The organism is Saccharopolyspora aridisoli (genome assembly GCF_004348445.1).
GTDB lineage: Bacteria > Actinomycetota > Actinomycetes > Mycobacteriales > Pseudonocardiaceae > Saccharopolyspora > Saccharopolyspora aridisoli.
On sequence record NZ_SMKV01000025.1, the window covers coordinates 69,262 to 82,040 of the forward strand.

The following is a 12,779-nucleotide window of genomic DNA, read 5'->3' on the forward strand; positions in this document are numbered from 1 at the left end:
ACGTCAGGCACCCCGGGTGGGCAGCTCCTCGGTGACGAGGCGGACCAGGGCCGCGGTGCGGGCTCGGTCCGGGATCGCATGGGGCAGGCCGGCTTCGGCGATGGGCGCTGCCGTGACCGGGCCGACGCAGGCGATGAGGACGTTCTCGCGCAGCGCCTTTCGGAGCGCCTCGCCCCGGTCGGTGCGGTCGGCGCGGGCCAGGAAGTTGGTCGCGGCGGGAGCGCTGGTGAACGGCAGGGCGTCCACCTCGCCCGCGATGACCGCGTCGATGAGGCGGTCCAGCGGGTCCAACTCGACGGGGTCGGTCCAGCGGTAGACCGCGACCGGGACGACCTCGGCTCCCGCTTCGGTGAGTGCGCGGCGGAATTCGAGCATCGGGTCGCCGTGGACCTGCAGCACGACCCGCTTGCCTGCAACGCCCTGCTCCAGCAGGTAGGCGAGGATCTCGGCGGACTCCTCGGACGGCGAGGTCCACTCCTCGCGCAGTCCGGCCCCGCGCACCGCGCCCTTGGCCTTCGCGCCCCGCGCCACCACCCGGGCATCGCCGAGGTGCGCCAGCAGTGCATCACCCGAGGCCTCGGACCAACCCCGGAAACCCATGCCGGTGATCGCCACGGCGAAGTCCACCGGAGCCGAGAGCACCCGCTCGGTGGCGGCGGCGAGCTCCCCGTCCTCCGGCAGCGGAACCGTGTGCATCGCGGCCCCGAACAGCACGCGAGCACCCCGGCGGGCCAGCAAGTTGCCGATCTCCTCGGCCTTGCGCTCCGCCGTGATCCCGACCGTGAAACCGCTCAGAACGTCCTGCACGCGCCCATCGTCACACAACCACCCGCGCGAACCGAGGCGAAGCCCGTCACAGGACTTCGAGCACGACCTTCGACGCGCGCTCCAAGCCCGTCAGCGTCTTCGCGGAAGAGCGCGGGTGCAGCGCGTGCACCGCGAGCCGGAACAGCAGGCCGCGCAGCAACGCCTGCGGCCAGTCGGTCAGGTGCGACCAGCGCTCCACGATCGCCGGATCGGCTCCGCCCCAGGCCAGCGAGTCCACGACCACCACGGCCGCGGCCCACTCGGCGGGCCGCCAGTAGGCGTTGAAGTCGATCACTCCGGGCGAGGCGTCGCCGGCGAAGAGCACGTTGCCGAACAGGTCACCGTGCACGACCTGCGCCTGCAGCTGCACCGGGCGCCGCGAACCGGCCAGCACGTCGTAGAGCCTGCCGCCCTTCTCCTGCGGCAGCGCGTAGTCCACCTCACCCCACGCCATCCGGTCGGACAGCGCGTAGATGTCCTGGCGCAGCTGCAGGAACCGCGGCCGGGACAGGAACCTGCTCGCCGCGTGCAGCCGCAGCGACATGGCCACGACCTCGTCGTGCCGCGGTTCGGGACGGCCCCCGACGTCGCGGCTGGCGGACCAGCCCGACACCACCCAGCGGCCGTCGGTCGAGCGGACCGGACGCGAGATCCGGACGTCGTCGGGTTCCAGCACGTCGAGGGTCTGCGCGACCCACGCGGCTTCGGCGGTGTTGGCGGCCGGCTTGAGCACGATCTCGCCGCAACGCCACGCGACCGCGCCCTCCAGCGCCTCGGGCTCTTCGACTCGCGCCCCGAACGCCGCGCACACGTGCGGCGGTGGCGGCTCCGGCGTAGCACTCACGCGCCAGACGCTACCTCGGAGATCGTGCGTTGGGCAGCAGGCGCTCCGGAGAACGCAAGAGTGGTGCACCAGTTCCGAAGAAGCGGTGCACCACTCTGACGCTACTTCGATCAGTAGGTCGGCAAGCTCTTGTCGACCTGGTTGGCCCAGCCCAACACACCGCCGCCGACGTGCACGGCATCGGCGAAGCCAGCCTTGTGCAGCGCCGCCAGCGCCTCGGCGGAACGGCCACCGGACTTGCAGTGCAGGACGATCTTGCGGTCCTGCGGCAGCTCGGACAGCACCTCGCCGGACAGGATGCGGTCCTTGGGGATCAGCTTCGAGCCGTCGATCTTGACGATCTCGTACTCGTGCGGCTCCCGGACGTCGATCAGCTCGAACTTCTCGCCCCGATCGAACATGTCCTTGAGCTCCTGCGGCGTGATGGTGCTGTTCGCCGCGGCCTGCTGGGCGTCGTCGGAGACCACGCCGCAGAACGCCTCGTAGTCGATCAGCTCGTTGATCGGGTCGGCGTTCGGGTCCTTGCGGATCTTGACGGTGCGGTAGCTCATCTCCAGCGCGTCGTAGATCATCAGCCGGCCCAGCAGCGTCTCACCGATGCCGGTGATCAGCTTGATGGCCTCGTTGACCATGATCGAGCCGATGGAGGCGCACAGGACGCCCAGCACGCCACCCTCGGCGCACGACGGCACCATGCCGGGCGGCGGCGGCTCGGGGTAGAGGTCGCGGTACTGCGGCCCGTGCTCGGCCCAGAACACGCTGGCCTGGCCCTCGAAGCGGAAGATCGAACCCCACACGTACGGCTTGCCCAGCAGCACGGCGGCGTCGTTGACCAGGTACCGGGTGGCGAAGTTGTCCGTGCCGTCCAGGATCAGGTCGTAGTCGCGGAAGATGTCGAGGGCGTTGTCCGAGGTCAGGTGCGTCTGGTGCAGGTTGACCTGGACGTAGGGGTTGACCTCGGCGATGGAGTCCTTCGCGGACTCAGCCTTCGGGCGGCCCAGGTCGGACTGCCCGTGGATGACCTGGCGGTGCAGGTTCGACTCGTCGACCTCGTCGAACTCGACGATGCCGAGCGTGCCGACCCCGGCCGCGGCCAGGTACAGAAGCGCCGGGCTACCGAGCCCGCCGGCGCCGACCACCAGGACCTTGGCGTTCTTCAGCCGCTTCTGCCCCTCCATCCCGACGTCCGGGATGATCAGGTGGCGGCTGTAGCGCGCGACCTCTTCCTTGGTCAGCTCCGACGCCGGCTCGACCAGCGGCGGTAGCGACGTTGCGCCGGACATTCCCAGCTCCTCCTCCGGTGGCGGCACCGCTCGCTGCGACAGCGGCCGGTGCCTCATAAAGCGTCCACGTGTTGGCTCGAAGTCAACACGGAATCTGCAACGCAAGCCTGAACGATCCGATTCCCCAACCCAAACTACTCCCAGCATCCGGGACGGCGACCCGTTAGCGGGAAACCTCACCTAGAAGCCGGGCGCGACCGGGAACGGCCAGGCGTTCGGGCGGCAGACGAAACCGTTCGCGTCGATCGTCGTGCCCTGGTCGGCGACCTGGTTGAGGTCGTGCAGCTCGTTGTTGGCGACGCTGAAGGTCTGCTGCATCATCACCGGCGCCAGCGCTCCCTGACCCGGGCAACCGACGTGCTTGTTGGCGAAGACGTGGCCGACCTCATGGTTGATCGCGTAGCGGCGGTAGTTGCCGATGTCACCTTCGAAGGACACCGCGCCGCGCACCCACCGGGCCGCGTTGAGGTAGACCATGTCGCCCTTTCGGCACGAGCTGTCGTAGGGCACGCCGTCGGTGTAGTCGCAGGCTTCGCGGGCCGTCTGCTGGCTGACCAGGATCACCCGGAAGTCCGGGCGCGGACCGCTGGAGTCGACCCTCTGCAGCGAGATGCCACCCGCCTCCGGGTTCGTCCAGCTGCGCGGGTCCGACAGGGTCGTCTGCACCAGGTTGCCGAACTCGGCGTTGGGGTCGGGCAGCTGCACGCCGACCTCCAGCTCCACGCTGTAGCGGTAGAGCTGGCCGGAGCCCACGACCGGCGACGTGCCGGGCAGCACCTGGAACGTGCGGGCACCGGTCTCCGGGATCGGGCCGCCGGGAGGCAGGTCGGCGGAGAACATGTTGACCGGGTAGGTCTGGCTCGGCGGCGCCTCGCGGACGATCGGCTCGCCCGGCCCCTGCTCGGCGATCGGCGGCGGAGCGGTCAGCGCGGCGTCGACGTCGCCGGGGCGCGCAGTCTGCAGCACGGCGAGCGCGGTGATGACCACCAGCAGCGGCAGCGCGTAGACCCGCCAGCCGTAGCGGCCCAGGACGCTCTTGCGGTGCGTCGCGCGGTAGTGGCCCTCTGACTGCTCGGGCGCCCAGGAAGCGGCCAGCGGCTCGTCCCTGGGTGCTTCGCCTCGCCGCCGCGTCCGGTCCGCCAGACCACGCGACTGACGCGCGGAACGGTCCGCCGGATGGCGGTCTTCCACGGAGTCGCTGGAGGGCTGCGGCGGGCGGTTCACCCCATTAGCGTGCCACAGCCCGACCAGCCAACTCCGTCACACCGACCACTGGGGGTGAGCGTCGCCGAAAAGATCACCCTTGTTGCGTAAGAGCGCGTTTCACCAGGTGTCGGACAGCGCGAGACCCAAGATCGCGCGCGCCACCACCGCAGGGCGCTCCAACTGGGCGACGTGACCGGTGCGCGGCAGCACGAGCAGCCGTCCACGCGGGAGCAGCGTCGCCGTGCGTGGTGCCTTGCGCACTGAAACCACCCGATCGTTGTCACCCCAGATCACCAGGGCGGGCGCGTCGACCCTGGGCAGCAACCGCCACAGCGAGCGCGGGGGCGGCGAGAACCAGGAGCGCATCAGCTCCACGGTCGTGCGGGCCAGCGCGGCGGTGGCCCACGGCAGGCTCGCGCGCTCGGCGAACTCCTCCGCCGCCTCGTCCAGGCGGTGCGGCGGGATGCGGTCCGGCTCGGCGAAGCACACCCGGACCAGCTGCTCGGCGCGCTCCCTCGGTGTGACCTCCGCGAGCCTGCGGCGAGTGGGCGGGCCGACGACCGGCAGCAGCGCCAGGGCCAGCCGCGGATCGGAGATCCGGCTCGGGCTCGGCCGCAGGTCCGGCATCGCCGGGGAGATCACCGTCAGCGTGCTGACCAGGTCCGGACGGCGCACGGCGACCTCGATGGCCACGGCCGCGCCGAAGGAGTTCCCGGTCAGGTGCACCGCTCCGGCGCCCAGCTCGGTCAACAGCCGGATGATCAGGTCGGCGTTCTCCTGCCGCGTGTAGCCGAAGCCCGCCGGCGGTTGCGAACGGCCGAAACCGGGCAGGTCCACCGCGACGCTGCGCAGGTGGCCTGACATCTGAGCGGACAGGTCGGTCCAGTTCGTCGACGACCCGGCGAGTCCGTGCAGGTGAACGGCGGTCTCCGCGCCGGGCGGCCCCTCCGTCTCGCGCACGTGCAACCAGGCCGAGCCGGACTCATCGGCCGCGGGCAGGTCGACCCTGCGGCCCTCCGGCGGACGCAGGTGGGGATCAAGCGCGGGGAGGCCGTCGACCAGCGGCACCCTCGTCAGGGCGTCGCGATCCAGCCGGTTCCGCCTCGCAGGCCGGTACAGGTTCACGTCGGTCGCACGCGTCGTCATCGGTACAGGATGCAGTCCGAACCGGACGGATTGCGGTAAGCGCCTCTACTGGCGAGTAGAGTCGGGGAAGTTTGGGGGCTGCATGGCCACCGATCGCGGCGGAAGGAAGAGGCGAGGATGACCGGGACCGCGCAGCCGAACAAGGGCATCCGGTTGCCGCGCGACGCGCGCCGGGCGCAGCTGCTCGAAGCTGCGCAGCACGTGTTCGTGCACAACGGTTACCACGCTGCGGCGATGGACGACATCGCCGAGCGCGCGGGAGTCAGCAAACCGGTTCTCTACCAGCACTTCCCCGGCAAGCTGGAGCTGTACCTGGCGCTGCTGGAGACCCACGGCAACGAGCTCGTCCGCCGCGTCCGCACGGCGATAGGATCGACTGCCGACAACAAGCTCCGGGTGCGCGCGGCCATCGGCGCGTTCTACGAGTTCGTCGCCAGCGAGGACCAGGCGTTCCGGCTCGTGTTCGAATCTGATCTGCGCGGTGAGCCCGCCGTGGAGAAGGCCGTCGAGAACTCGCTCTCCGGCTGCATCGACGCGATCACCGAGGCCGTCACCGCCGACGCCGGGCTCGACGCCGCCCGAGCCCGCCTCCTCGCGGTTGGTCTCGTGGGCCTCGCCCAGGTCACCGCCCGGGACTGGCTCGACGAGCAGCAGAAGATCCCCCGCGACGAGGCCGTCAACCTGATGTCCACCCTCGCCTGGAAGGGCCTGGCGGGCTTCCCCCTCCAGACGTCCTGACCGCTTCGCGCGAAGCCCGACGTCCTGAGCGCGGACTCGAACTTCGCGCGGCCCGACGTCACAGCAGTGTGGCCAGGCGCGCGGTGAGCTCCTCCGTGCGCTCAAGCGGGAGCATGTGACCCGCTCCCGGGTAGAGGTAGAGCTCGGCCTTCGGCAGGGCCTCGGCGATCTTCTCCGCGTGGTCGCGCGGGGTGAGGCGGTCCGAGAGGCCCGCGAAGATCAGGGTTGGGATGTCCTCGAGCCGCGCCAGGGCCTCGGCCCGCTCGTGGGCGGCGAGCGACTCGCGATAGCCGGCCATGCTCACCGGGTGGCACCCGGCCAGCCAGGACGCCGTGGCAGCCACGTCGTCGGGCTGGGGCCGCTTGCCGAACAGCAACCACCGGACACCCGGTCGCAGCCAGCCCGAAGCACCGCTGACCCGCTCACCCTTGGCACCCGCCAGGAAGCGGCGCAGCGCCCGCTCACCGGCGTTGAAGACGTCCGCACCGGGCTTGGGCAGGCCGAAGCTGGGCTCGGCGAGGTCGCCCGAGGAGGTCGCCACGAGCGCGACCCCGCGCACGCGGTCGAACACCTGCGGGTGCTGCTCGGCGAGCGCCATGATCGTCATGCCGCCCATCGAATGACCGGCCAGCACGAGCTCGCCCTCGGGCACTCGGTCGGCGATGAGCTCGGCGAGGTCGTCCGCGCAACAGCGGATGGTGGCGTCACCGGGTTCGGCCGGGCGGCTATCGCCGTGGCCGCGCAGGTCGTAGCGCAGCGTGCGCGCGTTGCGTCCGGCCGCAGCGGGCAGCCCGGCGGCGACGCGGTCCCAGGTGTGCTTGCTCAGCGTCCAGCCGTGCACGAACACCACGGTGACCGGGGCGTCCGAGGGGCCCTCATCGATCAGCCGCAGCCGGGTGCCGTCGCTGGTGGTGAACTCGGCGGGAGTAACCGTCTGCAATTCCGCTCCCATCAAGATTGCGCGTTACCGGCGGTAACAGTAACCTCAGGTAGCGTGAGTCACAGTGCCCGGCATGTCAAGGCTGCCCGAAACGACGAGCACAAGGGCGACGCCCGCAAGGAGCGGTGGCGCGAGCACCGGCGCGCGCGGCGCGCCGAGCTCGTCGAGGCGGCCGTTCGCGCGATCGGTGAGCACGGCGCGGAAGTCGGCATGGACGACATCGCCGCCGAGGCCGGCGTCAGCAAGCCCGTGCTCTACCGGCACTTCAGCGACAAGAGCGACCTCTACGTCGCCGTCGGCGAATGGGGCACCGACCTGCTGATGCAACGGCTCCGGCCGCTGTTCCAGATCAACGGCTCCGCCAACGAGCTCATCGGGCGGCTGCTCGACGCCTACCTGGGTCTCATCGAGGAGTACCCGGACCTCTACCGGTTCGTCGTGCAGCGCAACTTCACCGACCGGCCCGTCGCCAGCGACCCGGTGTCCAACGAGAAGACCGTCATCGCCAACTCGCTGGCCAGACTGCTCGGCCGGTACTTGCGCGCGCTGGGGCTGGATTCCGGTGGTGTCGAGGTGTGGAGCCACGGCCTGGTCGGTCTCGTGCAGGCCAGCGGTGACTGGTGGCTGGACCGGCAGACGATGAGCCGCGAAGACCTCACCACCTACCTGGCGCAGGTCATCTGGTCGGGCATCGACGGCGTGCTCCGTTCGGCCGGCCTGGTCCTGGACCCGGACGAGAACCTCGACCTCCTCGACGAGACCTACCTGGAAGCCGTTCCCGACGAAGAGCTCGGTTGAAAGCGACGAGGGGCACCCCCGGAAGCTCGGGATGCCCCTCGGCCAGCTCGAATCGGGTGTCAGCCGACCCCGAAGCCCACGCGCGGCACGTCCGCCGGTCCGATCTCGATGTAGGCGATCTTGGTCGACGGGATGATGATGCGCCGCCCCTTGCTGTCGTCCAGCGCCAGCACGCTCGCCTCGTTCTTCAGCGCTTCGGAGACCAGCGACTCGATCTCCTGCGGGGACTGCCCGCTGTCGACCGTCAGCTCGCGCGGACTGTCCACGACGCCGATCTTGACCTCCACGCCGAACCTCCGTAGGGCACTAGAAACGATGTGACTGCGCAAGGCTATCCCAGCCACCCCGCAAGGCACCGGATCTGCCCATTCGCTCAGAGCGAATCGGATCTCCACGGCCATCACCTCGCTCGCCGTCCGCGGCCGACGATGAGGCGCTTGACTCGAAGGCGGTGCGTTCCGAGTCGAGCGGGACCCGTGGCGGTGCCAGCTGAGTGCCACACCTGGAGCAGCGGCCGTGCCGCACTCCTCAACCGACTGATGATCAGCCCAGGCCGAGCTGGCCCATGCGCTTGGTGTGGTTGCTCTGCAGGCGGCGGAACATCGCCCCTATGCCGGTGAGGTCCCCCGAGCCCGTGATGATCAACTCGGCCAGCGCGTCGCGCTCGGCGACCACGTACTGGGCCTGGGTGATCGCCTCGCCCAGCAGGCGGCGTCCCCACAGCGTCAGCTTGTCGCGCAGCGAGCGGTCGTCGGCGCAGGCCGCCTGGACCTCGCGCTCGGCGAACGCGGAGTGGCCGGTGTCGGCCAGCACCGTCAGCACCAGCTCGCGCGTGTCGGCCTCCAGCCACTCGGCGACCTCGCGGTAGAAGTCCGCGGCCAGACCGTCACCGACGTAGGCCTTGACCAGCGACTCCAGCCAGGAGTGCGGTGCCGTGGAGGAGTTGAACGCCTCGAAGGGCTGTGCGAAGGGCTGCATGGCCTCGTCGACCGCGACCCCGCGCGCGGCCAGCGCCTGCTCCAGCATCCGGTAGTGGCCGATCTCGGCAGCCGCCATGCTCGACAGGGCCGCTCGGCCGGTCAGCGTCGGCGCGGTGCGCGCGTCCTCGGCGAGGCGGTCGAACGCCGAGAGCTCGCCGTAGGCCAGCGCCGCGAGCAGGTCCACGACGCCTTCCTGGTAACGTTCGTCACTTTCACCCGGCATGGTGGCCCGCTGGTCAGCCTCGTTCATGGCTGCGAGCGTAACCGTCGGCACGCCCGAGTTATACGCGCCACGTCAGTTTTGGCTGAAGAACAGGTATCGTCGACCTCGGAGGAGCAATCGGCGTCCAGACGACGCGGTCGAACACCGTGGGGTCGGCTCCCCGAAACGTCACGGTCCGGGCGACAGGCGCCCGAGCGAGACGACCCTGGACATGTCGGCGCGACGCGGCTCGAGCGAACGGCTCGACGACCTTGGCGCGCATGCGATGCCGATGAGACAACGAACCAGCCAGCGGGGTACTCACCGCTGTAGCGAAACGAAGGCGCGCACCATTACGTCGGTGACCACGAGCACTCCGAGCAGCCGCGAAACGGCGGCCGCCGTGTGCCGGGAGGACGTCGCCACGGGATCGGCCCGAACCGGGAGGAACGCGCGCAGGTACCGAGAGAGGCGATCATTCTGACGTTCACGAACACCCAGGCCCCTGGCGGCCTCGAAGATCAAACCGGGGGCGGAGCCCCCGACATCTCCGACAGTCCCGCGGACGAGGTCACCGAAGAGCACCTCCCGCCGACGTTCGCCGAGCTCGACGTCCACCCGGACATCGTCAAGGCGCTCAACGACGGCGGCATCGAGCGGACCTTCGCGATCCAGGAGCTGACGCTCCCGCTGGCGATGCGCGGCGAAGACCTCATCGGTCAGGCCCGCACCGGAACCGGCAAGACCCTGGGCTTCGGCGTTCCGCTGCTGCACCGCGTGGGCGGTGCCGGCGACGGCACCCCGCAGGCCCTGATCGTGGTCCCGACCCGCGAGCTGTGCTTGCAGGTCACCCGCGACCTCACCGACGCGAGCAATCACCTGGGCGTGCGGACCCTCGCCGTCTACGGCGGCCGCCCGTACGAGGAGCAGATCTCCGCGCTGCGCAACGGCGTCGACGTGGTCATCGGCACCCCGGGCCGCCTGCTGGACCTGGCCGAGCAGCGCCACCTGGTGCTGGGCAAGGTCTCCACGCTCGTGCTCGACGAGGCCGACGAGATGCTCGACCTGGGCTTCCTGCCCGACATCGAGCGGATCCTGCGGATGGTTCCCGAGCAGCGGCAGACCATGCTGTTCTCGGCGACCATGCCCGGACCGATCCTGACCCTGGCCCGCACCTTCATGACCCGCCCGACGCACATCCGCGCCGAGCAGGCCGACGAGGGAGCGGTGCACGAGCGCACCCGGCAGTTCATCTACCGCGCGCACTCGATGGACAAGTCCGAGCTGATCGCCAAGGCCCTGCAGGCCGAGGACCGCGGTCTCGCGATGGTCTTCAGCCGCACCAAGCGACAGGCGCAGAAGCTGGCCGACGAGCTCACCGAGCGCGGCTTCGCCGCCGGCGCCGTGCACGGCGACCTGGGCCAGGGAGCCCGGGAGAAGGCGCTGCGCGCGTTCCGCTCCGGCAAGGTCGACATCCTCGTCGCCACCGACGTCGCGGCTCGCGGCATCGACGTGGCCGGCGTGACGCACGTGATCAACCTGCAGTGCCCGGACGACGAGAAGACCTACGTGCACCGCATCGGCCGCACCGGCCGCGCGGGTCGCGAGGGCGTGGCGATCACGCTGGTCGACTGGGACGATGAGCCGCGCTGGAAGATGATCAGCGACACCCTCGGCCTGGGCAAGCCGGAGCCGGTGGAGACCTACTCCACCTCGGCGCACCTGTTCACCGACCTCAGCATCCCGACCGACGTCACCGGGCGGCTGCCGCTGGCCAAGCGCACGCGTGCCGGGCTGGACGCCGAGCCGGAGGGTGAGTCGGGCGAGTCGGGCGAGGCCAAGCGCCCGCGCCGCAACCGGCGCCGCACCCGCGGCGGCAAGTCCGAGGGCGGTGGCGAGCCGACCAGCGGTGCCCGGCAGGACTCCGACGCCGAGACCCGCCCGACCCGGCGCCGCAACCGTCGTCGCACCCGCAGCGGTGACGACGTCAACGCCGAGGTCGCCGCGCACCAGTCGGAAGCCCCGGCCACCGCCGAGTCCGGTTCGGCCGACGCGGGCGACCGTCCGCGCCGCCGTCGTCGTCGCCGTCGTGGCGGCGAGGGCTCCTCGGAGTCCACGGACAACGCCTGACCTGCGAACACCCGGAAATCTCGACCTCCTCAGGGAGTCGAGATTTCTTCGTGCCAGGCCCTTCTCCGAGCGCGGGTAAGCTCCGGGCCGGGAGCCCGTCGATGTCTTTGGGGGAGTTGTTTTGGTCCGGCCGGAGCGGCGCACTCGGGGTGACCTGGTCGCAGTCGCGGTGATCGTGGTGGCCGTGCTCATCGGCTCGGGCGTGCTGTGGTTCAACAGCGACGCGCGGGCGACGATCTCGGAGACCGCGGCCGAGCCGTTGCCGAAACCGCCCGTGCCGACGTCGGTTCCGGGCGCCCTGCACGAGATCTGGAGGGCGCCCAGCGCGGCGACCCCGGTGCCGGTGATCGCATCGCCGGCCGTGGTCACCGGCAACGGCAACGAGGTCATCGGCCACGACCCGCTGACCGGCCGGGTCGCCTGGCGCTACGCGCGCGACATCCCGCTGTGCACGATCGGCACCGAGTGGGACCGGGCCGTCGCTGTCTTCGCCAAGTCGCGGAACTGCAGCGAGGTGACCTCGCTGCGCGGAGCGACGGGTGAGCGCGGCCCGCAGCGCAACACCGACGCCGAGTTCGGCACCCGGTTGCTCGGCGACGGCACCTACCTGACCGCCACCGGTCGGCGCTCCTTCGAGACCTGGCGCTCCGACTTGGTGCGCACCCAGCAGTTCGGCATCCCGCCGCAGCTGAAGAACCCGAAGAACAACATCGAGCGCCCGGATTGCACCTACACCTCGATCGCGGTCGGGCACGAGCGAGCGGGTGCGATCGAGAACTGCCCCGGCGAGACGGGCCGGGTCACCGCGATCAAGACGCACCCGGAGGACGACGAGAAGCCCGAGGAGGTCTTCAGCGTCTCCCTCGGCAGCCGGGACGCCTCGGTGGTGGCGGTGACCGACGAGCGCGTCGCCGTGGTCATGCGCCACGACCAGCAGCTGGTGCTGTTCGACAACACCGGCCGCGTGGTCGCCACCCACCCGGTCCGCACCGGTCCCCTCGCGAGCGATGACAACGTGCGGGTGGAGAGCACCGCCATCGGTCGCCGCATCTACTGGCACACCGGGGCGGACACGATCGCGCTGGACCCGAAGACGCTCGACCCGCTGTGGACCGTCCCGGACACGCTCGGAGCGGGGACCTCGTTGGCGAACCGGCTGGTGATGCCGGTCCAAGGCGGCATGGCCGTCCTCGACCCGGCCACCGGTGTCCGGGAACGCGTCATCCCCGTCGACCGCGGCGACCACACCGGCCCGGTCCGGCTCAACTCGGTCGGACCGGTCGTGCTGGAACAACGCGGCGACACCCTGGTCGCACTGCGCTGACCGTGGAAGTGGGGCCGCCGCGCGGAAGGCCCTTCTTCGAAGCGCGGGCGGTCCTCAGACCGTCACCACCACCAGAACCAGAGCGATCCCAGCACCACGACCAGCACGCCGACCACGGCAAGACCGCCGTTGCGGTCGCGGTTGCGGTCGGCGTAGGTCTGCAGCGCGACGGCGACGAGGCCCGCGACGACCTGCGAGAGCACCGCGGCGACACCCGGCCCCTGCTGCCCGTGCGAGGTGGCCCAGAACTGGACGCCGATCAGGACCAGCGCCAGCATCAACAACCCCATCGCCAGCGCACCGGTGAAGCTGCGCAAGGTGGTGCCCGCGGTGCTCACCTGGCGGGATCGGGCGAATTCGTGGCGGCGCGGGCGGGTGCGC

Annotated in this window: 13 protein-coding genes; 4 read left to right on the forward strand and 9 right to left on the reverse strand. The window is 70.6% G+C overall.

Features of this window, described 5'->3' with window-relative positions; translation table 11 throughout:
• Nucleotides 1-3: 3 nt before the first annotated feature.
• From E1161_RS19145 to E1161_RS19165, 5 genes are all read right to left on the reverse strand, one after another.
• Nucleotides 4-807, reverse strand: coding sequence for a uroporphyrinogen-III synthase (locus E1161_RS19145; protein ID WP_132625191.1), 804 nt, complete (start codon nt 805-807; stop codon nt 4-6).
• A gap of 46 nt (nt 808-853) precedes the next feature.
• A complete protein-coding gene (locus tag E1161_RS19150; protein ID WP_132625193.1) occupies nt 854-1,651 on the reverse strand; it encodes a TIGR02569 family protein in 798 nt (265 codons plus the stop codon).
• Between the two features lie 110 nt (nt 1,652-1,761).
• Nucleotides 1,762-2,934 (reverse strand): adenylyltransferase/sulfurtransferase MoeZ, encoded by a 1,173-nt coding sequence (gene moeZ / locus E1161_RS19155; RefSeq protein WP_132625195.1) that lies wholly within the window; start codon nt 2,932-2,934, stop codon nt 1,762-1,764.
• 180 nt (nt 2,935-3,114) lie between these two features.
• Entirely contained in the window at nt 3,115-4,158 is a 1,044-nt protein-coding gene (locus tag E1161_RS19160) for a DUF3152 domain-containing protein (protein WP_235875153.1), read from the reverse strand.
• Between the two features lie 99 nt (nt 4,159-4,257).
• Complete coding sequence (locus E1161_RS19165; RefSeq protein ID WP_132625197.1) at nt 4,258-5,286, reverse strand: alpha/beta fold hydrolase; 1,029 nt, start codon at nt 5,284-5,286, stop codon at nt 4,258-4,260.
• A gap of 117 nt (nt 5,287-5,403) precedes the next feature.
• On the opposite strand from E1161_RS19165, the gene E1161_RS19170 reads away from it, so the two are divergent.
• Entirely contained in the window at nt 5,404-6,024 is a 621-nt protein-coding gene (locus E1161_RS19170; RefSeq protein WP_132625199.1) for a TetR/AcrR family transcriptional regulator, read from the forward strand.
• A 58-nt stretch (nt 6,025-6,082) separates the two neighbouring features.
• Here the strand turns inward: E1161_RS19170 and E1161_RS19175 are convergent, their stop codons facing one another.
• A complete protein-coding gene (locus E1161_RS19175; RefSeq protein ID WP_235875154.1) occupies nt 6,083-6,964 on the reverse strand; it encodes an alpha/beta fold hydrolase in 882 nt (293 codons plus the stop codon).
• Between the two features lie 54 nt (nt 6,965-7,018).
• On the opposite strand from E1161_RS19175, the gene E1161_RS19180 reads away from it, so the two are divergent.
• Nucleotides 7,019-7,762: a TetR/AcrR family transcriptional regulator gene (locus E1161_RS19180; RefSeq protein WP_132625203.1), complete on the forward strand. Its 744-nt coding sequence runs from the start codon at nt 7,019-7,021 to the stop codon at nt 7,760-7,762.
• Between the two features lie 59 nt (nt 7,763-7,821).
• On the opposite strand, the gene E1161_RS19185 is transcribed toward E1161_RS19180, so the two are convergent.
• Nucleotides 7,822-8,049, reverse strand: coding sequence for a DUF3107 domain-containing protein (locus tag E1161_RS19185; RefSeq protein WP_132625205.1), 228 nt, complete (start codon nt 8,047-8,049; stop codon nt 7,822-7,824).
• Between the two features lie 256 nt (nt 8,050-8,305).
• Nucleotides 8,306-8,992 (reverse strand): ferritin-like fold-containing protein, encoded by a 687-nt coding sequence (locus E1161_RS19190; protein ID WP_132625207.1) that lies wholly within the window; start codon nt 8,990-8,992, stop codon nt 8,306-8,308.
• A 357-nt stretch (nt 8,993-9,349) separates the two neighbouring features.
• Between E1161_RS19190 and E1161_RS19195 the strand changes: the two genes are divergently transcribed.
• Both E1161_RS19195 and E1161_RS19200 read left to right on the forward strand, forming a co-directional pair.
• Entirely contained in the window at nt 9,350-11,074 is a 1,725-nt protein-coding gene (locus tag E1161_RS19195; RefSeq protein ID WP_408011999.1) for a DEAD/DEAH box helicase, read from the forward strand.
• Between the two features lie 121 nt (nt 11,075-11,195).
• Nucleotides 11,196-12,398, forward strand: coding sequence for an Rv3212 family protein (locus tag E1161_RS19200; RefSeq protein ID WP_132625209.1), 1,203 nt, complete (start codon nt 11,196-11,198; stop codon nt 12,396-12,398).
• Between the two features lie 62 nt (nt 12,399-12,460).
• Here E1161_RS19200 and E1161_RS19205 read toward each other — a convergent pair.
• Nucleotides 12,461-12,779: hypothetical protein (locus E1161_RS19205; RefSeq protein WP_207920300.1), on the reverse strand; the 319-nt coding region annotated here is incomplete at its 5' end.